At 66.5% G+C, this 26,371-nt stretch carries 25 protein-coding genes and 1 pseudogene; 17 read left to right on the plus strand and 9 right to left on the minus strand.

Features of this window, described 5'->3' with window-relative positions; all coding sequences use genetic code 11:
• The first annotated feature begins 21 nt into the window (after positions 1-21).
• Genes hrpA through RTW82_RS25510 form a run of 4 tightly spaced genes read left to right on the plus strand, consistent with a single transcriptional unit; the run spans position 22 to position 6,124 of the window.
• Complete coding sequence (hrpA, locus tag RTW82_RS25495) at positions 22-3,921, plus strand: ATP-dependent RNA helicase HrpA (protein WP_316926843.1); 3,900 nt, start codon at positions 22-24, stop codon at positions 3,919-3,921.
• A gap of 3 nt (positions 3,922-3,924) precedes the next feature.
• On the plus strand, positions 3,925-4,461 hold the full coding sequence (locus RTW82_RS25500; protein WP_316926844.1) for a DUF3087 domain-containing protein: 537 nt from the start codon (positions 3,925-3,927) through the stop codon (positions 4,459-4,461).
• Positions 4,462-4,491: 30 nt separating this feature from the next.
• Entirely contained in the window at positions 4,492-5,082 is a 591-nt protein-coding gene (pnuC, locus tag RTW82_RS25505) for a nicotinamide riboside transporter PnuC (RefSeq protein WP_263403219.1), read from the plus strand.
• Between the two features lies 1 nt (position 5,083).
• Positions 5,084-6,124, plus strand: coding sequence for an AAA family ATPase (locus RTW82_RS25510; RefSeq protein ID WP_316926845.1), 1,041 nt, complete (start codon positions 5,084-5,086; stop codon positions 6,122-6,124).
• A gap of 518 nt (positions 6,125-6,642) precedes the next feature.
• On the opposite strand, the gene RTW82_RS25515 is transcribed toward RTW82_RS25510, so the two are convergent.
• The gene (locus tag RTW82_RS25515; protein ID WP_316926846.1) at positions 6,643-7,431 is read right to left on the minus strand and encodes a class I SAM-dependent methyltransferase; all 789 of its coding nucleotides are present in this window, start codon (positions 7,429-7,431) and stop codon (positions 6,643-6,645) included.
• A 145-nt stretch (positions 7,432-7,576) separates the two neighbouring features.
• Between RTW82_RS25515 and RTW82_RS25520 the strand changes: the two genes are divergently transcribed.
• The 6 genes from RTW82_RS25520 to RTW82_RS25545 all read left to right on the plus strand — a co-directional run bounded on the left by RTW82_RS25520 (position 7,577) and on the right by RTW82_RS25545 (position 13,528).
• Positions 7,577-8,008: an HIT family protein gene (locus RTW82_RS25520; RefSeq protein ID WP_184490771.1), complete on the plus strand. Its 432-nt coding sequence runs from the start codon at positions 7,577-7,579 to the stop codon at positions 8,006-8,008.
• A 516-nt stretch (positions 8,009-8,524) separates the two neighbouring features.
• A complete protein-coding gene (locus RTW82_RS25525) occupies positions 8,525-9,646 on the plus strand; it encodes a beta-ketoacyl-ACP synthase III (RefSeq protein ID WP_184490770.1) in 1,122 nt (373 codons plus the stop codon).
• Positions 9,646-10,257, plus strand: coding sequence for an RNA polymerase sigma factor (locus tag RTW82_RS25530; RefSeq protein ID WP_316926847.1), 612 nt, complete (start codon positions 9,646-9,648; stop codon positions 10,255-10,257). Before RTW82_RS25525 ends, RTW82_RS25530 begins: the two co-directional genes overlap by 1 nt.
• Positions 10,251-10,484 carry an anti-sigma factor family protein gene (locus tag RTW82_RS25535; protein ID WP_263403224.1) on the plus strand — a complete coding sequence of 78 codons (234 nt, stop codon included), beginning with the start codon at positions 10,251-10,253 and terminating at the stop codon, positions 10,482-10,484. Before RTW82_RS25530 ends, RTW82_RS25535 begins: the two co-directional genes overlap by 7 nt.
• Positions 10,485-10,754: 270 nt before the next feature.
• A complete protein-coding gene (locus tag RTW82_RS25540) occupies positions 10,755-12,065 on the plus strand; it encodes an OprO/OprP family phosphate-selective porin (RefSeq protein ID WP_184490768.1) in 1,311 nt (436 codons plus the stop codon).
• 329 nt (positions 12,066-12,394) lie between these two features.
• The gene (locus RTW82_RS25545; RefSeq protein ID WP_316926848.1) at positions 12,395-13,528 is read left to right on the plus strand and encodes a GNAT family N-acetyltransferase; all 1,134 of its coding nucleotides are present in this window, start codon (positions 12,395-12,397) and stop codon (positions 13,526-13,528) included.
• A 21-nt stretch (positions 13,529-13,549) separates the two neighbouring features.
• Here the strand turns inward: RTW82_RS25545 and RTW82_RS25550 are convergent, their stop codons facing one another.
• The 5 genes from RTW82_RS25550 to RTW82_RS25570 form a co-directional block, all read right to left on the minus strand.
• The gene (locus RTW82_RS25550; protein WP_021219278.1) at positions 13,550-13,813 is read right to left on the minus strand and encodes a DUF2790 domain-containing protein; all 264 of its coding nucleotides are present in this window, start codon (positions 13,811-13,813) and stop codon (positions 13,550-13,552) included.
• Between the two features lie 316 nt (positions 13,814-14,129).
• Entirely contained in the window at positions 14,130-15,959 is a 1,830-nt protein-coding gene (locus RTW82_RS25555) for an ABC transporter ATP-binding protein (RefSeq protein WP_316926849.1), read from the minus strand.
• A gap of 54 nt (positions 15,960-16,013) precedes the next feature.
• Entirely contained in the window at positions 16,014-16,568 is a 555-nt protein-coding gene (locus tag RTW82_RS25560) for a peptidylprolyl isomerase (RefSeq protein ID WP_316926850.1), read from the minus strand.
• 2 nt (positions 16,569-16,570) lie between these two features.
• Positions 16,571-17,371: an alpha/beta fold hydrolase gene (locus tag RTW82_RS25565; RefSeq protein WP_271660354.1), complete on the minus strand. Its 801-nt coding sequence runs from the start codon at positions 17,369-17,371 to the stop codon at positions 16,571-16,573.
• 13 nt (positions 17,372-17,384) lie between these two features.
• The gene (locus RTW82_RS25570) at positions 17,385-18,311 is read right to left on the minus strand and encodes a LysR family transcriptional regulator (RefSeq protein WP_043244406.1); all 927 of its coding nucleotides are present in this window, start codon (positions 18,309-18,311) and stop codon (positions 17,385-17,387) included.
• Positions 18,312-18,415: 104 nt separating this feature from the next.
• On the opposite strand from RTW82_RS25570, the gene RTW82_RS25575 reads away from it, so the two are divergent.
• The 3 genes from RTW82_RS25575 (at position 18,416) to rarD (ending at position 20,876) form a co-directional block, all read left to right on the plus strand.
• Entirely contained in the window at positions 18,416-18,730 is a 315-nt protein-coding gene (locus tag RTW82_RS25575; protein WP_031286869.1) for a hypothetical protein, read from the plus strand.
• 170 nt (positions 18,731-18,900) lie between these two features.
• Positions 18,901-19,500 (plus strand): FMN-dependent NADH-azoreductase, encoded by a 600-nt coding sequence (locus tag RTW82_RS25580; protein WP_316926851.1) that lies wholly within the window; start codon positions 18,901-18,903, stop codon positions 19,498-19,500.
• Positions 19,501-19,961: 461 nt separating this feature from the next.
• Complete coding sequence (gene rarD / locus RTW82_RS25585; protein WP_184490762.1) at positions 19,962-20,876, plus strand: EamA family transporter RarD; 915 nt, start codon at positions 19,962-19,964, stop codon at positions 20,874-20,876.
• Here rarD and RTW82_RS25590 read toward each other — a convergent pair.
• Complete coding sequence (locus RTW82_RS25590; protein WP_184490761.1) at positions 20,869-21,285, minus strand: NUDIX hydrolase; 417 nt, start codon at positions 21,283-21,285, stop codon at positions 20,869-20,871. The two genes, rarD and RTW82_RS25590, sit on opposite strands and share 8 nt — an antisense overlap.
• On the minus strand, positions 21,282-21,827 hold the full coding sequence (locus RTW82_RS25595; RefSeq protein WP_271660358.1) for a dihydrofolate reductase family protein: 546 nt from the start codon (positions 21,825-21,827) through the stop codon (positions 21,282-21,284). The genes RTW82_RS25590 and RTW82_RS25595 overlap by 4 nt, the downstream gene beginning before the upstream one ends.
• A 201-nt stretch (positions 21,828-22,028) precedes the next feature.
• On the opposite strand from RTW82_RS25595, the gene RTW82_RS25600 reads away from it, so the two are divergent.
• From RTW82_RS25600 to RTW82_RS25615, 4 genes and pseudogenes are all read left to right on the plus strand, one after another.
• Positions 22,029-23,363, plus strand: a complete 1,335-nt coding sequence (locus tag RTW82_RS25600) for a DEAD/DEAH box helicase (protein ID WP_031286867.1) — start codon at positions 22,029-22,031, stop codon at positions 23,361-23,363.
• A 179-nt stretch (positions 23,364-23,542) separates the two neighbouring features.
• Positions 23,543-23,848, plus strand: a pseudogene (locus tag RTW82_RS25605) (DUF1294 domain-containing protein); the annotation flags it as partial.
• A gap of 287 nt (positions 23,849-24,135) precedes the next feature.
• Positions 24,136-25,194, plus strand: coding sequence for a haloacid dehalogenase-like hydrolase (locus tag RTW82_RS25610; protein ID WP_410478849.1), 1,059 nt, complete (start codon positions 24,136-24,138; stop codon positions 25,192-25,194).
• A gap of 82 nt (positions 25,195-25,276) precedes the next feature.
• Entirely contained in the window at positions 25,277-26,005 is a 729-nt protein-coding gene (locus RTW82_RS25615) for a substrate-binding periplasmic protein (RefSeq protein ID WP_037020943.1), read from the plus strand.
• Positions 26,006-26,014: 9 nt separating this feature from the next.
• Here the strand turns inward: RTW82_RS25615 and RTW82_RS25620 are convergent, their stop codons facing one another.
• A complete protein-coding gene (locus tag RTW82_RS25620) occupies positions 26,015-26,308 on the minus strand; it encodes a hypothetical protein (RefSeq protein WP_263403234.1) in 294 nt (97 codons plus the stop codon).
• Between the last annotated feature and the right edge of the window lie 63 nt (positions 26,309-26,371).

Genomic DNA, 26,371 nt, shown 5'->3' on the forward strand with positions numbered 1-26,371 from the left:
GCCACGATTGCCCAGCGCCTGATGACCGACATCGCCTCCCTGCACAAGAACCTCGATCACGCCCTGATCGCCGACCGCCATCGCCTGCGTCGCCAGCTCCACGAGCTGCACAAGAAGCCGGACGAGGCCAAGTTCGCCCAGTGGCTGGAGCGCTTCCAGGCGTCCTGCGCCAAGGTCGAGGCGCGCCGCAGCAGCGTGCCGCGCATGCGCTACGACGACGCCCTGCCCATCGCCGCCAAGCGTGACGAGATCAAGGCCGCGCTGGAGAAGCACCAGGTGCTGGTGATCGCCGGCGAAACCGGTTCGGGCAAGACCACCCAGTTGCCGAAGATCTGCCTGGAAATGGGCCGTGGCACCCACGGCCTGATCGGCCACACCCAGCCGCGCCGGCTGGCCGCGCGCAGCGTGGCGACCCGCGTGGCCGAGGAGATCGGCACGCCCCTGGGCGAGCTGGTGGGCTACCAGGTGCGCTTCGAGGACCAGTCCAACGAGCGCAGCCTGGTCAAGCTGATGACCGACGGTATCCTCCTGGCCGAAACCCAGCATGACCGCCTGCTCGAACGCTACGACACCATCATCGTCGACGAGGCCCACGAGCGGAGCCTGAACATCGACTTCCTCCTGGGCTACCTGAAGACGCTGCTGCCACGGCGCCCGGACCTGAAGCTGATCATCACCTCGGCGACCATCGACTTGGAGCGCTTCTCCAAGCACTTCGGCGATGCGCCCATCGTCGAAGTCTCCGGCCGCACCTACCCGGTGGACACCTGGTACCGACCCCTGGCCGCCGAAGTGGACGAGAACGGCGAAGCGCTGTTCGACGATCTGTCGGTGGACCAGGGCATCCTCCGCGCCCTGGAGGAGATCGGCGACTTCGAGCGCGCCGAGGGCAAGCGCCCCGGCGACGTGCTGGTATTCCTCCCCGGCGAGCGCGAGATCCGCGATGCCGCCGAGGTGCTGCGCAAGGCCAACCTGCGCCTGACCGAGGTGCTGCCGCTCTATGCGCGCCTGACCCCGGCCGAGCAGCAGAAGATCTTCGCGCCCATGGCCGGCCGCAAGATCGTGCTCGCCACCAACGTCGCCGAAACCTCGCTGACGGTGCCCGGCATCCGCTACGTGATCGACAGCGGCACCGCGCGCATCAGCCGCTACAGCTACCGCGCCAAGGTGCAGCGCCTGCCCATCGAGGCCGTGTCCCAGGCCAGCGCCAACCAGCGCAAGGGCCGTTGCGGCCGGGTCGAACCGGGCATCTGCGTGCGCCTCTACAGCGAGGAGGATTTCCTCGGCCGCCCCGAGTTCACCGATCCGGAGATCCTGCGCACCAACCTGGCGGCGGTGATCCTGCAGATGCTCCATCTGCGCCTTGGCGAGATCAGCGACTTCCCCTTCATCGAGCCGCCGGACGGCAAGGCGGTGAGCGACGGCTTCACCCTGCTGCAGGAGCTCTCGGCGGTGAACCGCGAGGGCCAGCTCACGCCCCTGGGCCGCCAGCTGGCGCGCCTGCCGGTGGACCCGCGCCTGGGCCGCATGGTGCTGGAAGGCGCCCACCAGGGCAGCCTCGACGAAGTGCTGCTGATCACCAGCGCACTCTCGGTGCAGGACCCGCGCGAACGGCCGATGGAGCGCCAGCAGGCCGCCGACCAGGCCCACGCGCAGTGGAAGGACGTGGATTCCGACTTCGCCGCGCTGGTCAATCTCTGGCGCGGCTTCGAGGAACAGCGCCAGGCGCTGGGCTCCAACGCGCTGCGCACCTGGTGCCGCAAGAACTTCCTCAACTACATGCGCCTGCGCGAGTGGCGTGATGCCCACCGCCAGCTGACGCTGATCTGCCGCGAGCTCAAGCTGACGCTCAACAAGGAGCCGGCGGACTACCCGCGCGTGCACAAGGCGCTGCTCTCCGGCCTGCTCAGCCAGATCGGCCAGAAGAGCGAGGACGGCGACTACCTCGGCGCCCGCCAGCGGCGTTTCTGGATCCACCCCTCGACCGTGATCGCCAAGAAGCGGCCGCAGTGGATCATGGCCGCCGAACTGGTGGAGACCACCAAGCTGTTCGCGCGCATGGTCGCCAAGATCGACCCCGACTGGCTGGAGCCCCTGGCCGGCCACCTGGTGAAGAAGAACCACCTGGAGCCGCACTGGGAGAAGAGGCGCGGCCAGGTCGTGGCTTACGAGCAGGTCACCCTCTACGGGCTGATCGTGGTCGGCCGGCGCCCGGTGCACTACGGGCCCATCGACCCACCGGTGGCCCGCGAGCTGTTCATCCGCGAGGGCCTGGTGCGTGGCGAGATCCACAGCCGCGCCAAGTGCCTGGCCGCCAACCGCCAGTTGCTGGAGCGCCTCGACGAGCTGGAGGCCAAGGCCCGGCGCCGCGACATCCTCGCCGACGAGGAAACCCTCTTCGACTACTACGCCGCGCGCCTGCCCGAGGACATCTACCAGACCGCCAGCTTCGAGAAATGGTACGAGCGCGAGCGGGCGAAGAGCCCCGAGCTGCTGATCATGCGCGAGGAGGACGTGCTGGCCCGCGACGCCAATGAAGTCACCGCCGCGCAGTACCCCGACACCCTGCGCATCGGTGACCTGCAGCTGTCGCTGGACTACCACTTCGAACCCGGCCACGCCCGTGACGGCGTGACCCTGCGGGTGCCGGCGCCGCTGCTGCCGCAACTCCAGGCCGAGCGCCTGGACTGGTTGGTGCCCGGGCTGCTGGAAGCCAAGTGCGTGGCCCTGGTGCGCAACCTGCCCAAGGCCATCCGCAAGAACTTCGTGCCGGTGCCGGACTTCGTCAAGGCGGCGCTGGCCAAGCTCAGCTTCGCCGAGGGTTCGCTGCCCGAGGCGCTGGGCCGCGAGCTGCAACGCATGACCGGCTCACGGGTGCCCGAGGAGGCCTGGACGGAAGCCGCCGCGCTGCTGGAAGGGCACCTGAAGATGAACATCGAGGTGGTTGACGCCCGCGGCAAGTTCCTCGGCGAGGGTCGCGACCTGGCCGAGCTGACCGCGCGCTTCGCCGAAGCCAGCCAGGCCGCCCTGGCCATCCCCCAGGGCGACAAGGCGCAGAAGGCGGTGGAAGCCAAGGTGTTCGCCGAGGTCGCCGAGAAGACCCAGCAGAAGATCGCCGGGCTTTCCATGACCGTCTACCCGGCGCTGGTGGAGGAGGGCGGGGTGGTCAAGGAACACCGCTTCCCGACCCAGGCCGAAGCCGAGTACCAGCACCGCCGCGCCCTGCAGCGCCTGTTGCTGCAACAGCTGGCCGAGCCGGCCAAGTTCCTCCGTGGCAAGCTGCCGGGCCTCACCGAGTTGGGCCTGCTGTACCGCGACATGGGCCGGGTCGACGCGCTGGTGGAGGACATCCTCCTGGCCAGCCTCGACAGCTGCATCCTCGAAGGCGAAACCAACCTGCCCCGCGACGGCGCGGCCCTGGCCTCGCTGGCGGAGAAGAAGCGCGGCGCCTGGGCCGAACATGCCGAGCGCCTGGCGCGCCTGGTGCTGGACATCCTCAAGCTGTGGCACGGCCTGCAGAAGCGCTTCAAGGGGCGCATCGACCTGGCCCAGGCGGTGGCGCTGAACGACATCAAGGCGCAGCTGGGCAACCTGGTGTATCCCGGCTTCGTCCGCGAAACCCCGGGCGAATGGCTGAAGGAGCTGCCGCGCTACCTCAAGGCCATCGAGCAGCGCTTCGACAAGATCGGCGCCCAGCTGCAGCGCGACCGCGTCTGGTCCGGCGAGCTGGCTGGCTACTGGGAGCAGTACCAGGCACGCCTGGCCAAGCACGCCCAGGAGGGCAAGCGTGACTCCGAGCTGCAGACCTTCCGCTGGATGCTGGAGGAGTACCGCGTATCCCTCTTCGCCCAGCAGTTGGGCACCAAGATGGCGGTTTCCGATAAACGACTGAATAAGCAGTGGACCCAGGTAGAGGCTTGATCGATGAGTGATGCGCTGTTCGACATCCGCCCCATGAACCCCGAGCAATACCGCGAGAAGACCCGGCGCATCGCCATCGGCATCGCCGTGCTGTTCATCGCCCTGGCCATGCTCATGGCCACCCTCAGCGTGCAGCTGTTCGGCACGCCGGGTGGCGATAACTTCCGCTGGAACCTGATCGGCGTGCTGGCCGGGGTGGCGCTCACCCTGGCGCTGGTGCGCCTGCAGCTGTGGCCGCGCCCCTTCATGGCGCCGGCGGTGTATGGCTGGCGGCTCAAGCGCAGCCTGATGCGCGTCACCAACCTGATGCACCGGGTCAAGGCGGGTGTCGCCGTTAACGACCCGGCGGCGATGAAGCTGCTGCGCTTCTACCACCTGGGCGTGACCCAGATGCACCAGCTGGACGGCAACACCTCCGACCTCAGCCAGATGGTCCACGAGATCGATGCGCACCGCGAAGCGATGACGGCCCAGGGGCTGGATACCGAACAGACCCACCTCGACCCGGCCTGGCTGGACGCGGTCAAGCGCTTCGGCTGAGCCCAGGCAGTACCGGACAAGGACGCCCCCATGCCCTCCACCCTCGAACTCGTCGCCGACCTGGTCAACCTGATCGCCGTGCTGCTGGCCGCGCGCAACAGCGTGCACACCTGGTCCACCGGCATCCTCGGTTGCCTGCTGTTCGGCTGGCTGTTCTTCGGCGCGCAGCTCTATGCCGACGTCACCCTGCAAGGCTTCTTCATCATCACCAGCGCCATGGGCTGGTGGGCCTGGCTGCACGGCAACGCCGGCACCCAGCTGCCGGTGAGCCGCACCGCGCCGGCCTCCCTGTTGCGGATGGCGGCCCTGGCCGTGGTGGTGGCGCTGGCCTATGGCGCGCTGCTGCACCACTTCACCGACGCCTACGCGCCGTTGGTGGACTCCCTGGTGCTGACCTTCAGCGTGCTGGCGCAGCTTCTGCTGATGCGTCGGCGCCTGGAGAACTGGTACGCCTGGCTGCTGGTGAACACCCTGGCGGTGCCGCTCTACGCCTCCCGTGAGCTGTACCTCACCGCCGGGCTCTACACCCTGTTCTGGTGCAACGCCTGGTACGGCCTGTACTGCTGGCGCCGTGAGCTGCGCGAAGCCGCCACGCCCCTGGCCGGGCAGGAGCCCGCCTGAGGTGAGCGCGACCTTCCGCACCGGCCTGGTGGTGGGCAAGTTCTCGCCGCTGCACCTGGGCCACGAGCAGGTGATCCGCACCGCCCTGGGGCAATGCCAGCGCTTGCTGCTGCTGTGCTGGTCGCTGCCGGAACTGCCGGGCTGCGACGCCGAGCGCCGCGAACGCTGGTTGCGCCTGCGCTTTCCCGGGGTGCAGGCGGAGGTCGTCACCCCGACACGCATCCAGGCCTGGCGCGAACAGGGCAAGTGCCTGCCCGACCTGCCCCACAACGACGCCCCCGAGTTCGAGCCGCGCCAGTTCGTCGCCGAGTTCTGCCAGGCGGTGTTCGGCACCACGGTGGATGCGGTGTTCACCAGCGAAAGCTACGGCGACGGCTTCGCCGAGCATCTGGCAGGCGTCTTCGGCCACCCGGTGCGGCACGTCTGTGTCGACCAGCAACGCCTCGCCGTGCCCGTCTCCGGCACCCGGCTGCGCGCCGATCCCCATGGCTTGCGCGGCTTCCTCGCCCCCGAGGTGCATGCCGACTTCGTCGAGCGCATCGTCTTCCTCGGCGGTGAATCCACCGGCAAGAGCAGCCTCGCCATCGCCCTGGCCTCAGCGCTCGACGCTCCTTGCGTGGCCGAGTTCGGCCGCGAGCACTGGGTGGCGAAGGACGGCGCCCTGGAGTACGACGACCTGCTGCACATCGGTCGCACGCAGATGGCCCGGGAGGACCAGGCCGCGCTTGAGGCCGGGCGTTACCTGGTCTGCGACACCTCGGCGCTGACCACGCTGTTCTACAGCCACGCGATGTTCGGCCGCGCCGAAGCCGAACTCGCCACCCTGGCCGAACGCCCCTACACCCACAGCTTCCTCTGCGCCGACGACTTCCCCTTCGTGCAGGACGGCACCCGCCAGGACGAAACCTTCCGCCGCCGCCAACAGGCCTGGTACCACGCCGAACTGCAACGCCGCGGCTGGCCCTACCAGGTGCTCACCGGCCCGCTGGACGCGCGGGTGCAGCAGGTGCTGGCCCACCTGCGCGACGCCTCCCCGGGCTGAAGCCTGGGCTACGGGGCGCTCTTGTGGGAGCGGATTCATCCGCGATCGATGTAACAGCAGATGCACCTCCCCGTAGGTTGGCGCCGAGCGCAGCGAGGCCCAACGGAGCGGAGCCGGGCATCGCGATGTTGGGTTTCGTTCCTCTACCCAACCTACGGGCGCTCTGTGCGAGGGTTTCGCGGGCTGAAGCCCGGGCTACGGGGCGGCACTCGGGCTGCTCCTGTGGGGATTCATCCGCGATCGATGCCACAGCAGATGCACCTCCCGTAGGTTGGTGCCGAGCGCAGCGAGGCCCAACGCAGCGGAGCCGGGCATTGCAATGTTGGGCTTCGTTCCGCAACCCAACCTACGGGCGCTCTGTGCGAGGGTTTCCCGGGCTGAAGCCCGGGCTACGGGGCTGGACCACGGTGCGGAGATCGAGGCTGGCATCACGCCCAGGGTTGCCTAATGTAGGTTGGCGCCGAGCGCAGTGTGGCCCGACGGTGAGGAGGTGGGGCGTCGGAGCGGATGCGCCTTCCCTAACCGAGCTTCTCTGCCCAGGTGGCGAGAAAGGTCGGCAGGTATCTATCGATCACGAAACGCGGGTTGGGCTGGGCGTCTTCGTGGAAGCCGCGCAGCACGAAGCCGGCTTCCAGCTGGCCGCCGATCTGCTCCGCCAGGCTGTGGCCGAACACCAGTGCTTCGCCGCGCTCGCGCTTGGCCGCCAGTTCCTCCGGGCTCAGGTCGTCGAGGTCGGAGTAGGGCAGGGTGAAGCGCGGCTTGATCAGGCCCTGTTCGGCATGGCGCGGGTCACGGTCGGCGACGAACACCACCGGGTTGTAGAAGCTCGACAGCAACCGGCCACCGGGGCGCAGCACACGGAAGCACTCGCGCCAGACCGGGCGGATATCCGGCACGTAGAGGTTGGAGATGGGGTGGAACACGCAGTCGAAGCGCGCGTCGGCCAGGGCCGAGAGGTCGCGCATGTCGCCCTGCAAGGTCTCCAGCTGCAAGCCGTCGCGCTCGGCCACCTCGCGGTCGCGGGCGAGCTGCTCGGCGGAGGCGTCCAGCACCAGCACCTCGGCACCGGCGGCGGCCAGCACCGGGGCCTGCTGGCCACCGCCCGAGGCCAGGCAGAGGATGCGCAGCCCGCGCACCTCGGGCAGCCAGCCGGCGGGCAGCGGGCCGGGAGTCAGGCGCACCTGCCAATCGCCCGCGCGGGCGGCGGCGATGGTAGCGGCGTCCACGGGGCGCGACCATTCGCAGTGCTGCCGGGCCTGGCGGTCCCAGGCGGCGCTGTTGTGTTCGAGGATGTCCAGTGCGGGCATGTGGCGTTCCTTGCGGGGGTGGTCCGAGGGCACAAGGGTGAAGCGTCGTGGCCGGTTTGAAAACCGGAAACGCGCAGCGGGGGTTCAACCCGGCGGCGTCGGGCGTTAAGGTGCGCGGTCAGCAAACGGCAAATGGAGCGCCACGATGAGCCTTCACGGCACCTACGATCCGCAGAACGTCTTCGCCCAGATCATTCGTGGCGAGGCCCCTTGCTACACGCTCTATGAAGACGACGACGTGCTCGCCTTCCTCGATATCTTTCCGCAGTCCTACGGCCACACCCTGGTGATCCCCAAGCGTTCGGCGGCGCGCAATATCCTCGATATCGACGGCGACGCCCTGGCCAAGGTCATGGCCGTGGTGCAGCGCCTGGCCCGGGTGCTGGTGGAGGAGCTGGAGCCGGCCGGCGTGCAGGTGGCGCAGTTCAACGGCGCCCCGGCGGGGCAGACGGTGTTCCATATCCACATGCACATCGTTCCCCGTTTCGAGGGCGAGTCCCTGGGCATCCATGCCAGTAAGAAGGCCGATCCGGCCGAGCTGGAAGCGCTGCAGGCGCGCTTGCTCAAGCGCCTCTGAAGTCCGGGGTGTGCCACGACGACTGGCCTCGAAACCGGTCGTTTGCGCGTTATCAGCCGACGATTCGGCCTTTTTAGCCGCACATAAGCCGATTTTCCCGGTCGTCCGCCTGTGTCCTGGCTGCGGCGCCGAGCATCTATAACAACATTGAAGGACTCGTTTGTAGGCTTAATCCTACATATCGAGGCGTTTTCGCCACCTTCAGCGGGCTTTTCCCAACTCGCTCCATGCGCCGGCCGATGGTCTGACGCAGCGGCGCCGATGCCCCGGAAAGACCCGCTCTGTGGCAGAATTCGCGGCTTGCGTGAGAGGCCGTTGCTATCCTTCGGCGACCCGCGAGCGGGCCCCAGTGCCCCGTCGCCGTGAAGCCTCCGGCGTGCCCGCTACAACAAGGATTCGCTGTTCCATCCCGCCAGGCGGGGTGAGCCTTTTTCCAATGCTGGTCGAGCCTTCGCCCAGCGCCCAACTGCCCAACCGGCTGTGCCTGCTCACAGCCCAGTAACGAGAGGATCGACCGTGCACAAAGTCGTGATCAGTGGCACCGGCCTTTACACCCCGTCCCAGAGCATCTCCAACGAAGAACTGGTGGCCTCGTTCAACGCCTACGTCCAGGCGTTCAACGCCGAGAACGCCGCTGCCATCGAGCGTGGCGAAGTCGAGGCGCTGAGCGAATCCAGCGTTGCCTTCATCGAGAAGGCGTCGGGGATCAAGAGCCGCTTCGTGATGGACAAGGACGGCATCCTCGACCCGCAGCGCATGGTTCCGCGCCTTCCCGAGCGCTCCAACGAAGAGTGGGGCGTGCTCTGCGAAATGGCCGTTGGTGCCGCCAAGCAGGCCCTGGAACGCGCCGGCCGCACCGCCGCCGACATCGATGGCGTGATCGTCGCCTGCTCCAACCTGCAACGCGCCTACCCGGCCGTGGCCATCGAAGTCCAGGCCGCACTGGGCATCCAGGGCTTCGGCTACGACATGAACGTCGCCTGCTCCTCGGCCACCTTCGGCATCCAGGCGGCGACCACCGCCGTGCAGACCGGCCAGGCCCGCGCCATCCTCATGGTCAACCCGGAAATCTGCACCGGCCATTTGAACTTCCGTGACCGCGACAGCCACTTCATCTTCGGCGACGCGGCCACCGCAGTGATCATCGAGCGTGCCGACCAGGCCACCTCGAAGTACCAGTTCGACATCGTCGGCACCAAGCTGCTGACCCAGTTCTCCAACAACATCCGCAACAACTTCGGCTTCCTCAACCGCGCCGCGGAAGAGGGCATCGGCGCCCGCGACAAGCTGTTCGTGCAGGAAGGCCGCAAGGTGTTCCGCGACGTCTGCCCGATGGTCGCCGAGCTGATCGCCGCGCACCTGCAGGAGAACGAGCTGGACGTCGCCGACGTGAAGCGCTTCTGGCTGCACCAGGCCAACCTCAACATGAACCTGCTGATCGCCCGCAAGCTGCTGGGCCGTGACGCCGAGGCCGAAGAGGCGCCGGTGATCCTCGACACCTACGCCAACACCAGCTCCGCCGGTTCGGTGATCGCCTTCCACAAGTACCAGGACGACCTGCCCAGCGGCTCCCTGGGCGTGCTCAGCTCCTTCGGCGCCGGCTACTCCATCGGCAGCGTGATCCTGCGCAAGCACTGATGGCCGTACCTGCGGACAGCGAGCTGCTCCCTCGCCTGCGGGCCGGGGAGCAGCGGGCCTTCCGCGAACTTATCGACACCTACCAGGGCGCCATGCGCGCCGTGGCCTTCGCCATCGTCGGCAGCCCCCATGCCGACGAAGTGGTGCAGGACGCCTGGCTCGCCGTGGTGCGCAGCCTGGATGGTTTCCAGCAGCGCTCCAGCCTCAAGACCTGGCTGCTGACCATAGTCGCCAACACCGCCCGCACCCGCCTCAAGCAGAGCCGCCGCGAAGTCCTGCTCGACGACCTGCCCGCGCCCCACGGCACCGTGGATGACACGCGCTTCGCCGCCAACGGCCACTGGTTGGCCGGCCCCGCCACCTGGCACGAGGACTCCCCCGAGGCCCTGCTGGCCGAGGAGGAGCTGCGCGAGTGCCTGGAGAAGACCCTGCTGAGCCTGTCCGACCTGCAGCGCAGCGTGTTGCTGCTGCGCGAGCGCCAGGGCCTGGAATTGCAGGAGATCTGTAACCTGCTGGAGGTTTCCCTCTCCAATGTCCGGGTGCTGTTGCACCGTGGGCGCCTCAAGCTGTTCGCCACCCTGGAGCATTTCGAGGAGACGGGCCAATGCTGAACTGCCGGGAGCTGGTCGCCCGATCCAGCGACTACATCGATGGCCAGCTGGGTTTCGTGCAGCGCCTGGGCGTGCGCCAGCACCTGCTGATCTGCCCCCATTGCCGGCGCTTCCTCGCCCAGTTGAACCTCACCCGTGAAGTGCTCAGGCAACTGCCCGAAGCGACCCCGGAAGGCGATGAAAAACTGGCCGAACGGCTCGCCCGGGCACGTAACGAAGCCCCCTGAGCCAGGTCATCGCGCCGTAACATTTCAGTCGTGTTGTCATAATCGGCGGCGCACCCCTCTGCGACAACTTGCCGCTTCGCTTGCCCGCAACGCCCGTCCTAGAGCGGTTTTTTCTATATTCCCAATGGCGATGAAAAAGTTCCTCTGTCATAAAACATTTATCTAAAAGCAACTGAGCTGAAATAACCCCCCGCCAACATTCCCCCCCAGCACAAACGAGCCCAACGCTCGGGTGTTTTCCAGCACTAAAGACCAACAGGGGAATCTTCGATGATCCGTAAGCACTTCGCCGGTTTTGCCGCCAGCGCCATGGCTCTGGCCATTTCCGCCCAGGCTTTCGCTGGTACCGTCACCACCGACGGCACCGACATCGTTATCAAGACCAAGGGCGGCCTTGAAGTCGCTACCACCGACAAGGCGTACAGCTTCAAGATCGGTGGCCGCCTGCAGGCTGACTACAGCAGCTTCGACGGCATCTACACCAAGAACGGCGATTCCGCCGACGCGGCTTACTTCCGTCGTGCCTTCCTGGAAATCGGTGGCGTGGCGTACACCGACTGGGCTTACCAGATCAACTACGACTTCTCCCACAACGCTGGCAGCTCCGACGACGGTTACTTCGACGAGGCCTCCATCGCCTACACCGGCTTCAACCCGGTGGTGATCAAGGTTGGTCGTTTCGACCCGGAATTCGGCCTGGAAAAAGCCACTAGCTCCAAATGGGTGACCGCTCCTGAGCGTAACGCCTTCTACGACGTCATCGACTGGGCCAACGGCCACCAGAACGGCATGGGCGCCCAGGTCTCCACCACCATCAGCAACTACGCCTACCTGTCCGGTGGTGTGTTCTCCAAGGACAACAACGACACCGACGGCAAAGCCAATAAGCAAGTGAACCTGCGTGGCGTATTCGCTCCGATGGCTGAAGCCGGCAACGTCCTCCACTTCGGTGCCAACTTCGCTCGTCGCGACGTTTCCGACTCCACCATCGACTCCCGCTTCCGCAGCCGCCTGGGCATGCGTGGCGTTGAGACCCTGGGTGGCAACGATGCCGGCACCAACGGCAACCGCGTGGTCTTCGGTGGTGCAAACACCCGGCCTGCCGGTTCCTATGACGACGACACCGCCTGGGGTCTGGAAGCGGCTTGGGCCACCGGCCCGTTCTCCCTGCAGGGCGAATACATGAAGCGCAAGATGAAGGCCGACTCCGCCGCCTTCCAGGACATCAAGGCCGACGGCTTCTACGTACAGGCGGCCTACACCCTGACCGGCGAGGCACGTGACTACAAGCTCGGCAAGTTCGACAAGATCAAGCCGAACAACAAGCAGATCGGCGCTTGGGAACTCTTCTACCGCTACGACAGCATCAGCGTGGATGACGGTAACGTGACCACCGCTTCCGCTACCCGCGAAGTCGGCGACGCCGAGGCCAAGGTGCACAACCTGGGCGTGAACTGGTACGCCAACGAAGCCGTGAAGATCAGCGGTACCTATGTTCGTGCCGCCACTGACAAGGTGACCAACAACGTGGGCGACGACGACGGCGACGGCTTCGTCATCCGCGCGCAGTACGCGTTCTAAGCAATACCGTTCATCCGCTCCTTCTTGAGCCCCGCTTCGGCGGGGCTTTTTTATGGGCGTGTTTTTCGCGATGTCCGGGAGGGGTAAGGGGTCGTAGGTTGGGTAGAGGCACGAAACCCAACGATGCGAGGTCCAGCCCCGCTCCGTTGGGCCTCGCTGCGCTCGGCGCCAACCTACGGCGGAGCCCTCTGGGCTCATCGCGGATGAGTCCGCTCCCACGGTGGGTGCGCATGTTCTTGTGGGGGCGGTTTCAACCGCGAAAGAACATCGTCGATGAATTCTCTACGACAGGCTTTTTTTCGCCGGCGCCGCAGGCCAGACTTGTCGCCATGCCGATCCAGACCCTTTCCCGCCTTTCCGAAGTCGATGCCGCCAGCTGGGATGCCCTGCTGAAGGACGACCAACCCTTCCTGCGCCATGCCTTCCTCGCCACCCTGGAGGACAGCGGCAGCATCGGTGGGCGCAGCGGCTGGTGGCCGGCCCATCGCCTGTTGCGCGGTGCGGGCGGCGAACTGCTCGCGGCCATGCCGGCCTATGTGAAGGCGCACTCCTATGGCGAGTACGTGTTCGACTGGGGCTGGGCCGATGCCTGCCAGCGCGCCGGCATCGAGTACTACCCCAAGCTGCTCGCCGCCGTGCCCTTCTCGCCGGTGCGGGGTGCACGCCTGCTGGGCCATGACGAGGCGGCTGCGGCGCAGCTGATCGACGCGCTGGTTCCTGAGCTGGAGGTGGCGGGGCTGTCCGGGCTGCACGTCAACTTCACCGACGCCTTCGCCGATGCCCGCCTGCAAGGCCGCGAGCAGTGGCTGGAGCGCCTGGGCTGCCAGTACCACTGGCATAACCGCGGCTATCGCGACTTCCAGGATTTCCTCGACGCCTTCTCTTCGCGCAAGCGCAAGCAGGTGCGCAAGGAACGCGAGCAGGTGGCGGGGCAGGGGATCGAATTCGAGTGGCGCGAAGGCAACGAGCTGAGCGAGGCGGAATGGGATTTCGTCTACGCCTGCTACGCCAACACCTATGAGGTGCGCGGCCAGGCGCCGTACCTGACGCGGGCGTTCTTCAGCCTGCTGGCCGAACGCATGCCCCAGGCCATTCGCGTGGTGCTGGCGAAACAGGGTGCGCGGCCGGTGGCCATGGCCTTCTCATTGATGGATTCGGGGTCGCTGTACGGGCGTTACTGGGGCTGCCTGGCGGAGTTCGACCGCCTGCATTTCGAGACCTGCTTCTACCAAGGCATCGACATGACCATCGCTGCCGGGTTGCCGCGCTTCGACGCCGGCGCCCAGGGCGAGCACAAGCTGATCCGTGGCTTCGAGCCGGTGATCACCCGCTCCTGGCACTACCTTCTGCACCCCGGCCTGCGCGAGGCGGTGGCGGGCTTCCTGGAGCAGGAGCGCCCCGCGATCCTCGGTTATGCCGAAGAGGCGCGGGGCATGCTGCCGTATCGCAAGGCGGGGGAGTGAGCCCCCGGTCGTCGATGGGGATCAGCTGTTGCTGACGCTGCCGCCCCACTCGAGGAACTTCATCTTGTGCACTTCACCCTTGCTGTCTTCGTAGACCAGCACCACCGGCACGACGCCGGATTTGCTGGTGTTGTCGGTGCGGTAGATGACTTTCTGCACGTCCACGTTCATGCCGTAGTGGTATTCGACGGCGGTCAGTTCGGCGCCCGGCTCGCGGCTTTCGGCGGCGAAGACGGCGGGGGCCAGGCTGGAGAGGACGGCGGTAACGGCGGCTGCGATTTTCATGCTGATCTTTCCTCGATGGGCGGTTGGAAAGCTTCAACTGAAACCCGGTGCGCGATGGCTTCCTGCTACGGGTTTGGGTTGCTGCTTTGTACGGGGTCTATATGACCACCGCCGTTTTCATCGCGGAAATTGATGGTTGTTGTAGTCGAGATCATCGGTATCGATAGTGATGCGGGGCGGGTTTCGGCGTGCTCCGTGGCCGCGCCGTACCGCATGGGTTTCGCTGCGCTCTACCCATCCTACGAAGTGACGAGGTCGGCTTTCGTAGGATGGGTAGAGCCGTGCGAAACCCATCAACTCCAGTGCCTGGAACCTTTCAGTCCACCCCAACGAAGCCGCCGGTCTGGTGGTGCCAGAGGCGGGCATAGAGGCCGCGCTGGGCGAGGAGTTCGGTGTGGCTGCCGCTTTCCACCACGCGGCCCTGGTCGAGCACCACCAGGCGGTCCATGCGGGCGATGGTGGAGAGGCGGTGGGCGATGGCGATCACCGTCTTGCCCTGCATGAGGGTTTCCAGGCTTTCCTGGATCGCCGCTTCCACTTCGGAGTCGAGGGCCGAGGTGGCTTCGTCGAGGATCAGGATCGGCGCGTCCTTGAGCAGCACGCGGGCGATGGCGATGCGCTGGCGCTGGCCACCGGAGAGCTTCACGCCGCGCTCGCCGACATGGGCGTCGAAACCGGTGCGGCACTGGGCGTCGGAGAGGTAGGGGATGAACTCCGCCGCGCGGGCCTTGCGCACCGCTTCCCAGAGCTCCTCGTCGCTGGCGCCGGGCTTGCCGTAGAGCAGGTTGTCGCGGATCGAGCGGTGCAGCAGCGAGGTGTCCTGGGTGACCATGCCGACCTGTTCGCGCAGGCTTTCCTGGGTGATCCGGGCGATGTCCTGGCCGTCCACCAGGATGCGCCCGCTGTCCAGGTCGTAGAGGCGCAGCAGCAGGTTGACCAGGGTGGATTTGCCGGCGCCGGAGGGGCCCACCAGGCCGATCTTCTCGCCGGGGCGCACCTCCAGGTCGAGCCCCTCGAACACCGTGCGGCCCTTGCCGTAGTGGAAGCCGATGTGCTCGAAACGCACCTCGCCACGAGGTACCTGCAGGGGCTTGGCATCGTCGTGGTCCTGCACGTCGCGGGGCTGGGCGATGGTCTGCATGCCGTCCTGCACCTGGCCGATGTTCTCGAAGATGCCGCTGACCACCCACATGATCCAGCCGGACATGTTGTTGATGCGGATGACCAGGCTGGTGGCCAGGGCGATGGCGCCGACGGTGATGATGTCCTGGGTCCACAGCCACAGGGCGAAGCCGGTGGTGCCGACGATCAGCACGCTGGAGAGGGTGGTGATGACCACGTCCATGCCGGTGACCATGCGGTTGGTCTGCTGCACGCGGTGCACCTGCTCGCTCAGGGCCTCGCGGGCGTACTGCTCTTCCAGGCTGGTGTGGGCGAACAGCTTGAGGGTGGTGATGTTGGTGTAGCCGTCGACGATGCGCCCCATCAGCCGCGAGCGCGAGTCCGAGGCGGCCACCGAGCGCAGCTTGACCCGGGGCACGAAGTACCAGAGTGCGGCGATGTAGCCGGCGATCCACAGCAGCAGCGGGATCATCAGGCGCCAGTCGGCCTCGGCGAACAGCACCAGGGCGCTGACGGCGTAGATCAGCACGTGCCAGATGGCGTCCACCGCCTGCACCGCCGAATCACGCAGGGAGTTGCTGGTCTGCATGATGCGCTGGGCGATGCGCCCGGCGAAGTCGTTCTGGTAGAACGACAGGCTCTGCTTGAGCACGTAGCGGTGGTTCTGCCAGCGGATGAGGTTGGTCAGGCTGGGGTTGATGCTCTGGTGCACCAGCAGGTCGTGCAGGCCGTTGAAGATCGGCCGCAGGATCAGTGCCACCACCAGCATCCAGATCAGCTCGTTGGCGTGGTCGGCGAAGAAGGTGTCGGCCGCGCTGTGCTGGGCCAGGTCGATGATGCGGCCGAGGAAGCTGTAGAGGGCGACGTCGATCAGGGCGACCACCAGGCCCACCAGCAGGAGGATGGCGAACACCCCCCAGACCTGGCGCAGGTAGTGGAGGTAGAACTTCACCACGGTGCGTGGCGGCGTGGTGTCGGGAGCGGGTTTGAAGGTGTCGATCAGGTGTTCGAAACGGCGAAACATCCTTCTGGTCCTTGTCGGGGGGAGCGGCCCGCCGGGGTGGCGGGCCGCCTTGGTTCAGAGCCGCTTGGCGGAGACGATCACCACCGGTTTCAGCGGTACGTTCTGGTGCATGCCACGGTTACCGGTGGGCACGTTGGCGATCTGGTCGACCACGTCGAGGCCGCGTACCACCTTGCCGAACACCGCGTAGCCGAAGCCACGGGCACCGTGGTCCAGGGCCGGGTTGTCGCGGTGGTTGATGAAGAACTGGCTGGTGGCCGAGTCGGTGGCCTGGGTGCGCGCCATGGCGATGGTGCCGCGCACGTTGTGCAGGCCGTTGTCGGCTTCGTTCTTGATCGCGGGGCGGGTGCTCTTCTCATCCATGGCGGCGTCCATGCCGCCGCCCTGGATCATGAAGCCGGGGATCACCCGGTGGAACACGGTGCCGTCGTAGAAGCCGGCGTTCACGTAGTCGAGGAAGTTCTTCACGGTGATCGGCGCCTTGGTGTCGTCCAGTTCCAGCTCGATCTCGCCGGCCGTGGTGTTGATCAGTACATGGGGCTTGTCGGCCGCCATGAGGTTGGCAGTGAACATCAGGGCGCAGGCCGCGAGGGCGATTTTCTTCAGCATGGTCATTGTTCCTTGTGGGCCGCGACTTCTTCGAGGAAGCCGAGGAGGGTGGCGTTGAAGCGTTGTGGTTGATCCAGGGGCGTGGCGTGGCGGGAGTCTTCGATGACCACCAGGCGCGCGTTGGGCATTTCCCTTACGTAGGCTTCCTTCTGCGCGACCGGCGTGTAGTCGCGGTCGGCCGTGATCACCAGCGTAGGACAGGTGATGCGGCCGAGGCGTTCCCGCACGCCCCAGCCGATGATGGCGTCGAGGGAGGCGAGGTAGGCGCGCTTGTCGTTCTGTGGCCAGCGCTCCTCCACCTTGCGCCGCAGCTCGGCCTGTTCCGGGCGGGGGAACAGCAGCCGGGCCAGGGCCTTGGCGATGGTGTCCAGGCTCATCAGCCGCGAGAGCGTCCAGCGCCGCGCCACTTCCCAGTATTCGCGCGGGCTGCGGGGCTTCACCTCGGGCCCGCTGTTGACGATGGTCAGGCTCTGCAGCAGGTCGGGGCGGTCGACGCCGAGCTGGAAGCCGATCATGCCGCCCATGCTGATGCCCACCAGGTGCACCGGCGGCAGTTGCAGGTGTTCGATGAGGGCGGCGACGTCATCGGCGAAGTCGGCGATGGCGTAGGGGCCTGCGGGTTTGTCGGAGCGGCCGTGGCCGCGCACGTCGAGGGCGATCACCCGGTAGTGCGCGGCGAGCACCGGTATCTGGTATTCCCAGTCGCGGGTGCTGGAGCCGAGGCCATGCACCAGCAGCAGGGGCGCGCCGTGGCCGTATTCCTCGTAGTGCAGCTGACAGTCGTCGTTATCGAACCAGGACATGGTCGTCTCTCCCTCAGGCGTTGGGCAGGGGGGCGGCGAAGGGCGCGTTGAGCGGCGCCGAGTCGAAGGTCTTGATCAGCTCGACGAGTATCTGCGAGGCCGGGCCGAGGGCCTTTTCCTTGTTGGCATAGAGGAAGAACCCGGGGTGGCGGGTGGCGCCCTGGTCCATGGGCAGCGGCTTGAGCAGGCCGTCCTTGAGTTCGCGCTCGATGATGTGGCGCGGCAGCCAGGCGAAGCCCAGGCCATTGCTGACGAAATTGGCGGCGGTGGCCAGGCTGCCCACCGTCCAGCGCTGCTCGGCGCCGAGCCAGCCGACATCGCGGGGCTGGGTGCGGCCGGAGTCGCGGATCACCACCTGCAGCTGGGTTTCCAGGTCATGGAAGGTGACGTCGCGCTGCAGGCGGTGCAGCGGGTGGTCGGGGTGGGCGACGGCGACGAACTCGACGTTGCACAGCTCGGTGCCGAGGTAGCCGGGGATGTTGAGGCCGGTGATGGCCAGGTCGGCGGTGCCTTCGAGCAGCACTTCCTCCACGCCGGAGAGCACCTCCTCGCGCAGGCGCACACGGCAGCCGCGGCTCTGCGGCATGAAGGCGGCCAGGGCACGCAGCAGGCGCGCGGTGGGGTAGGCGGCGTCGACCACCAGGCGTACCTCGGCCTCCCAGCCCTGCTCCATGTGGTGGGCGAGCTCTTCCAGCTGGCTGGCGGACTTCACCAGTTGCCGCGAGCGCCGCAGCAACACTTCGCCGGCTTCGGTGAGCACCGCCTTGCGCCCGTCGATGCGCAGCAGCGGCACGCCCAGTTGTTCCTGCATGCGGGCCACGGTGTAGCTGACCGAGGATTGCGAACGGTGGGTGGCTTCCGCCGCCTGGGCGAAGCCGCCATGGTCGACCACCGCTTGCAGGGTCCGCCACTGATCCAGGGTTACCCGGGGCGCTTTCATGCCTTGCTCCTTCTTCTTGTGTATCGGTCAGGAAACATGCGGCCGTGCCGATGACCTCGCCTGACGCTCTGTGTAAGCTGGCGGTCCCGCGCTGGAGACCCCCGATGAAAAGAATGCTCTGTGCCGTCCTGGCCTGCCTGCCCGTCGCCGCCTTCGCCTACCCCATCGAGGTGGAGAAGCAGTACAACGGCAGCGAGATCTCCTATACGACCGACGATATCGATCACAACATGGGCTCGATCAACGTCTACAACCTGGGCGAGGCCCGCGCCGAGTGCACGGTGCGCTTCGTCAACGGACCGGAGACGCCGAAGATCCGCCGCGCCGTGATCGACGGCGGCAAGAGCGTCTACCTCACCGCCAAGTTCAACCGCAGCATCATCCGCCTGCGCATCGGCCTCACCTGTAAGCCCGCCTAAGGGAAAGCTCCCATAGAGAAGTCAGCACTGGGCTCCAGCCTAGTGAGGGCTTCTTTATAAATCAATTTTGTCGATTGTTAGTAGCGGATTAATTCGCTTTTTTATCGAATTGTGTCTGGATAACCTGCGCTCCATCGAATCCCACCCCACTTATCGATGGAGCAGCAAACATGTCCAACGTCCTCGTGATCGAAAGCAGCGCCCGCCAGCAGGGTTCCGTGTCCCGCGACCTGACCCAGGCCTTCATCGCCCAGTGGCAGGCCGCCCATCCGGCCGACCAGGTCAAGGTCCGCGACCTGGCCGTGGAGCAGGTGCCGCACCTGGACGCCGACCTGCTGGGTGGCTGGATGAAGCCCGCCGACCAGCACAGCGAAACCGAACAGGCCGCCCTGCAGCGCTCCAACCTGCTGACCGAGGAACTGCTGGCCGCCGACGTGCTGGTACTGGCTGCGCCCATGTACAACTTCGCCATCCCCAGCACCCTGAAGGCCTGGCTGGACCATGTGCTGCGTGCCGGGGTCACCTTCAAGTACACCGAGACCGGTCCCCAGGGCCTGCTCACCGGCAAGCGCGCCTATGTGCTGACCGCCCGTGGCGGCGTCTACGCCGGCGGCCCGTTCGACCACCAGGAACCCTACCTGCGCCAGGCCCTGGGCTTCATCGGCATCCACGATGTGTCGTTCATCCATGCCGAGGGCATGAACATGGGCACCGAGTTCCAGGAAAAGGGCATCGCCCAGGCCAAGGCCCAGGTGGCCAAGGTCGCCTGACGCCACACCGCTTCGCTCCACTCCTTTGTGCTCATCCCTTGCCCGGCCCCATGGCCGGGCTTTTTTATGGGCGCTCGCTTCCCGTAGGAGCGAGCTCTGCTCGCGAAGCTGTAGGAGCGAATTCGTTCGCGATGCTTTTACAGGCTGAGCTTCAGCGTGGGCTCGGGTTTGGCAGCATGGGTTTCGCTGCGCTCGCGGAACGCCGCCCGACCCATCCTACGGGCTTTCGTTTGGCTGTGGATTGGAGTGCGCACTGGTCTTGGCGTGCCTTACGGGCTCTCGTCGGAAGGGCTCCTGGTAGGAGGGCGCCGCTTTCAGGCCTGCCGATGCCGGGTTGGTCCCAGCGGGCCCGCAGGCGGGTGGGTAAGCTTTCCCTGGTGGCGGCGAGCGGGTATTTTCGCCGGCTGCAATCAGAGGCCTGCCATGTCTTCGTTCATTTCTCCACCCGTTACGGTGCGGCCATGAGGCTGTCCGGGCGCGGTGTCGCGCTGTCCCTTACCGCGTCGGTGCTGTTCGCCCTGATGCCTGGCTACGTGCGTGAGTTGGCGCCGCTGGATGGCGTGCAGATCTTCGCCCAGCGGGTGCTTTGGTCGATTCCGGCGGTGTTGTTGCTGGTGGCGTTGATGAGGCAATGGGCGGTATTGCGTGATGTGCTCGTGCGCCTGCGCCGGGAGCCGTTGCTGCTGGCGGCCTTGCCGTTGGCGGCGCTGTTGATCGGGTTGCAGTGGGGCCTGTTCCTCTGGGCGCCGTTGCAGGGGCGGATGCTGGAGGTGTCCCTCGGCTACTTTCTGCTGCCCCTGGTGATGGTGCTGTGCGGGCGCCTTTTCTATAACGAGCGCCTGCGCCCGCTGCAACTGCTGGCGGTGCTCTGTGCCGTGGCCGGCGTGCTCCACGAGCTGTGGATGACCCGCGCTTTCTCCTGGCTGACCCTGGTCACCGCGCTGGGCTACCCGCCGTATTTCATGCTGCGCCGCTGGATGCGCCTGGACGCGCTGTCCGGTTTCATCCTGGAGATGGCGGTGCTGGCGCCGCTGGCGGCCTGGCTGATCATCGCCCATGGCCCGGAGGGGGCTTTCGTCCAGGCACCGCAGCTGTGGTGGCTGATTCCCGGCCTGGGCCTGCTCGGCACCCTGGCCTTCGCCGCGATGATGGCCTCCAGCCGGCTGCTGCCGCTGGGGTTGTTCGGCATCCTCAGCTATGTGGAGCCGGTGCTGTTGTTCGCGGTGGCGGTGGCGTTCCTGGGCGAGGCCTTCGACCCGGCGCAGTTCTGGACCTACCTGCCGATCTGGCTGGCGGTGCTGCTTATCGGCTGGGACAGCGCACAGCTGCTGCGCAAGCAGGCGCGCCAGGAACGGGCGGCTCGCGCCCTCAACTGAGGGCCGCAGCGCCCGGGTGATCGGCCAGCGCGGCCAGCACCTGGTCGCGCAGCAGCGGGGCGAGGTCGGCGGGCGGGGTGGCGCCTGGGGCCAGCCAGGCCAGTTCTTCCAGTTCGGCTGCCGCGGCCACCGGCTGCGAGAGGCGACCGATGAAGATTTCCGCATCCACCCAGGTATCGGGCTCGTTGGCCGCGGGCGCACGGAAGCGGCCGAGGGGCTGCAGCGCGCTGGCGTCCATCTCCAGGTCGAGTTCTTCGAGCAGCTCCCGCTGCAGGGCGGCGAGGGCGGTTTCGCCGGGTTCGCGCTTGCCGCCGGGCAGCATGAAGGCGCGCGTGCCGCGTTTGCGTACCAGCAGCAGGCGCTGGTCGGCGTCGAGCAGGCAGGCGGCGGAGAGGATCAGGGTGGTCATGGATTGGGGGCTTCCGGCAGCAGTTTGTAGTGCAGCTGCACCACGCCGGTGGCGAAGCTGCGTTGTTCATGGAGTTGCAGGCGGCGTTCCAGGCCGGTGGCGAACATCTGGATGCCGGCGCCGAGCAGATGTGGGACGACGCTGACGATCAGTTCGTCGATCAGCCCGGCTGCGTAGCAGGTGCCGGCCAGCGAACCGCCGCCCACCAGCCAGACGCGCTTGCAGCCGGCCTCGGCCAGCTCCGCCAGGGCTTCGGCCGGGGTGCTATGGGCGATGCGCACCTGGGGCGCTGCGGGTTCGAGCTCCGCGCGGGTGAGCACGGTACAGGGCTTGCCCGGGTAGGGCCAGGCGCCGCCCATGGCCAGCACGGTTTCGTAGGTGCCGCGACCCATCAGCAGGCCATCGATGCTGTCGTAGAAGGCGCCGTAGCCGTGGTCATCGCCGGATTGCTCCAGCGGCTGCAGCCAGTCGACGCTGCCGTCGGGGCGGGCGATGTAGCCGTCCAGGGTGGCGGCGACGTAGTAGATCAGCGATGCGCTCATGCAGGGCTCCGACGGGTGGGCTGTGGCCGGCGGTGAAATCCGTCGGGGACTGAAGCTGTTGGAGTGGAGCACGGGCTTGAGGGTTCAGCAATCGCCGCAACGTCGGGAAATCAGCGTGGGGCGCACAGAATTCGGGTGTTCGGGCGCGACAACCGGTAACCTATGCAGCTGTTTTTCAAGCTTTCGATCGAGGTAGCACCCGTGTTCTCCCAATTCGCCCTGCACGAACGTCTGCTCAAGGCCGTGGCCGAGCTGAAATTTGCCGAACCGACGCCCGTGCAGCAGGCGGCCATTCCCCCGGCGCTGGAAGGGCGCGACCTGCGCGTGACCGCGCAGACCGGCAGCGGCAAGACCGCCGCCTTCGTGCTGCCGCTGCTCAATCGCCTGATCGGCGAGGCCAAGCCGCGCGAGCGCATCCGTTCGCTGATCCTGCTGCCGACCCGCGAGCTGGCCCAGCAGACCCTGAAGGAAGTGGAGCGTTTCTCCCAGTTCACCTTCATCAAGTCCGGCATCGTCACCGGCGGTGAGGACTTCAAGGTGCAGGCCGCCATGATGCGCAAGCTGCCCGACGTGCTGGTGAGCACCCCGGGCCGCCTGATCGAGCACCTCAATGCCGGCACCGTCGACCTCAAGGAAGTCGAAGTGCTGGTGCTGGACGAAGCCGACCGCATGCTCGACATGGGCTTCGCCGAGGACATGCAGCGCATCACCGCCGAGTGCGCCAACCGCAAGCAGACCCTGCTGTTCTCCGCCACCACCGGTGGCGCGGCGCTGCGCGACGTCTCGGCCAAGGTGCTGAACGACCCGCTGCACCTGCGCCTGAACGGCGTCGAGCAGCTCAACGAGTCGACCCGCCAGCAGATCATCACGGCCGACGACATCGCCCACAAAGAGGCCATCGCGCGCTGGCTGCTGGCCAACGAGGACTACCAGAAGGCCATCGTCTTCACCAACACCCGCGCCCAGGCCGACCGTTTCTATGGCCACCTGGTGGCGGCCGGTTACAAGGCCTTCGTGCTCCATGGCGACAAGGACCAGAAGGACCGCAAGATGGCCATCGACCGCGTGCGCGAGGGCGGCACCAAGGTGCTGGTGGCCACCGACGTGGCAGCCCGTGGCCTGGACATCCAGGGCATGGACCTGGTGATCAACTTCGACATGCCGCGCTCCGGTGACGAGTACGTGCACCGTGTCGGCCGTACCGGCCGTGCCGGCGGCGAAGGCACCGCCATTTCGCTGATCTGCCACAACGACTGGAACCTGATGTCCAGCGTCGAGCGCTACCTCAAGCAGAGCTTCGAGCGCCGTGTGATCAAGGAGCTCAAGGGCAGCTACAGCGGCCCGAAGAAGGTCAAGGCCTCCGGCAAGGCGGCCGGCGTGAAGAAGAAAAAGACCGACAAGAAAGCCGGCGACAAGAAGGCCTCGGCCAAGCCGGCCGCCAAGCGCAAGCCGTCCGGCCCGCGCCGCGACGAGTCCAAGGTGGTCAGCGCCGACGGCCTGGCGCCGCTGAAGCGCAAGAAGCCCGCGGCCGAGTGATCCGTCCGTTAGCGCGTGGCCTGCCGGTGGCGTTGCTGCCGTGGCTGGCCACAGCCGAGGCCCAGGTGTACCGCTGCACCCGGGCCGACGGCGGGGTGGAGTTCACCGACCGCGGTTGCGGAACCCTCGAACCCTCCCGTTCGGGCGGGTTGGTCGACGGCCTGCCCTCCCTGCATTCCCTCCTGGACGCCGCCCCGGCGTTCATCCCCTACGGCCTCAGCCTCTGGCAACTGCTGGCGCTGGTCTACCTGGCGATGAGCCTGGTCTGCTTCATCGCCTACTGGCGTGACAAGCGCTTCGCCGTGGCCGGTGCCCAGCGCACACCGGAGTCGCGCCTGCACCTGTACGAGCTGCTCGGTGGCTGGCCGGGCGGCCTGCTGGCGCAGCGGCTGATCCGCCACAAGAACCGCAAGGTTTCCTACCAGGTGAAGTTCTGGCTGATCGTTGCCCTGCACTTGGGCGTGCTCGGCTGGTGGCTACTCTAGGATCTGTACGAAAAGTGCCTGCGCTCGGTGATGCTTCGTTAAAAACGGGTTCGGAATACTCATTTACAGCTCGTAAACTCCGCTTCCTCACCCGTTTTTGCCTTGCCTGACCGTCGCTCGACGACTTTTCGTGCAAACCCTAGGGCGCTGAGGCGCCCGCTGACCGCCGCTGCGAGGACAGTTAGGGTCGGGATTGGTCCGTGCAGGCTTGCCAGGCTTTGCTAGGGTCGATGAGCTGGAGCGAGGCTGCTCCCCACACGCTCATCCACCGCAGGAACCAAGAACCGATGAAGCTCACCCGTACCCTTCTCGCCGCCGCCATGCTGTGCATGGGGCTGGCCGGCACCACCCTCGCCACCGAACTCAAGCACTGGCCGGCGCCCGCCGCCAAGCAGCTCGACGCGCTGATCGCGGCCAACGCCAACAAGGGCGCCTACGCGGTGTTCGACATGGACAACACCAGCTACCGCTACGACCTGGAGGAGTCCCTGCTGCCCTTCCTCGAAGCCAAGGGCGTGCTGACCCGCGAGAAGCTCGACCCCTCGCTCAAGCTGATTCCCTTCAAGGACGTGAAGGGCCACAAGGAAAGCCTCAACAGCTACTACTACCGCCTCTGCGAACTCGACGACCTGGTCTGCTACCCCTGGGTGGCCCAGGTGTTCTCCGGCTTCACCCTGCGCGAGCTGAAGGGCTATGTCGACGAGCTGCTGGCCTCCGGCAAGCCGGTGCCGGCCACCTACTACGAAGGCGACGAGGTGAAGACCATCGAGATCAACCCGCCCAAGCTGTTCACCGGCCAGCAGGAGCTGATGAACAAGCTGCGGGAGAACGGCATCGAGGTGTACATCATGACCGCCGCGCTGGAGGAACTGGTGCGCATGGTCGCCGCCGATCCGAAGTACGGCTACAACGTCAAACCGGAGAACGTCATCGGCGTCACCACGCTGCTCAAGGACCGCAAGACCGGCGCCCTGACCACCGCGCGCAAGCAGATCGAGGAAGGCAAGTACGACGAGAAGGCCAACCTCGACCTGGAGATCACCCCCTACCTGTGGACCCCGGCCACCTGGATGGCGGGCAAGCAGGCGGCCATCCTCACCTACATCGATGAATGGAAGAAGCCCATCCTGGTGGGCGGTGACACGCCGGACAGTGATGGCTACATGCTCTTCCACGGCACCGACGTGGAGAAGGGCGGGCTGCGCGTGTGGGTGAACCGCAAGGCCAAGTACATGGACCAGATCACCGCCATGCAGAAGAAGAACGCCGAGGCCCAGGCGAAGCTCGGCCTGTCGGTCACCGCCGACCGCAACTGGGTGGTGGTGACGCCGGAGGAAATCCAGTAGCCGGCCATCCGCCACGCTGCCATCCCCCTGCGCAACCGCCCCGTCAGCGGCTATGCTGCGAGCTGTAACGCAAGGGGGTGGCATGGGCAGAAGGCTGCTATGTGGCGTGTTGTTGCTCGGGCTTCCCTGGCTGGCCTTGGGGGAGGAGTTGCGCTTCGGTTTCGGTACCCAGAAACCGCCCTATGTCTATGAGGGCGAGGAGCGTGGCCTGGAGTTGGAGATCATCACCGCTGCCGCCAAGGCGGCGGGCTTCACCTTGCAGTACCACTACCTACCGGCGGAGCGCCTGCACCTGCTGCTGGGGCGCGGCGAACTGGATGGCATCGCCACCACCAGCGAGCACAGCGGTGTGCCGGCCTTCTATTCCGAGCCCTATATCCAGTACCACAACTACGCCATCGCCTTGGCCCGAAACGGTTTCCGCCTGGAAAGCATTGCCGATCTGGGCAAGCACTCGGTCAGTGCCTTCCAGCGGGCGCGCTACCTGCTGGGCGACGAGTTCCAAGCCATGGTGGAGGGAAACCCGCGTTACCGCGAGGAAGCCCAGCAGATCACCCGCAATCGCCTGCTCTACTCAGGCCGCATCGAGGTGGTGATCGGCGACAAGCGCATCATCGACTACCTCAACCGCGAGGTGGTCAGCCAGGTGGACATCAGCCAGCCGATCATCTGGTACGACCTGTTCCCGCCCACCCCCTACAAGGTCGGCTTCCTCCACGCCAACCAGCGCGACCGTTTCAACAAGGGGTTGCAGATGATCCGCGACAGCGGCGAATACCGCGCCATCGAGAAGAAGTACGAGCACTACTGAGGCGCCCGCTCACTCCTGCTTCTGCTTGGCATCGCTTTTGTCGCCGGCCTTGTCGACTTCCTGCTTGCGCTGCTCGGTGACGTTGCACTCGTCGTCACCCTCGCGGGCATCGGTCTTGAGCTTGTCCTGCTTGAGCTCTTCGTTGACCTGCTTGGCCTTCTGCGGGTCGCTCTCGGTGGCCTGGTGCACTTCGGCCGCCAGTTGCTCGCGCTTGGCGGTGGCCTCCTCGGCGCTGCACACGGCCAGGGCCGGCAGCGGGGCGAGCAAGGCAAGGGTGGCGCTCAATGCCAGTAAGCGGTTCATGGTGTTCTCCTCCGGGTGAATCGCACTCCTTAGGGTGGAGCGCCCGCGCGGGACAAAAGTTCA

Origin of the sequence: Pseudomonas sp. zfem005 (assembly GCF_032621735.1) — a bacterium.
GTDB lineage: Bacteria > Pseudomonadota > Gammaproteobacteria > Pseudomonadales > Pseudomonadaceae > Metapseudomonas > Metapseudomonas solani.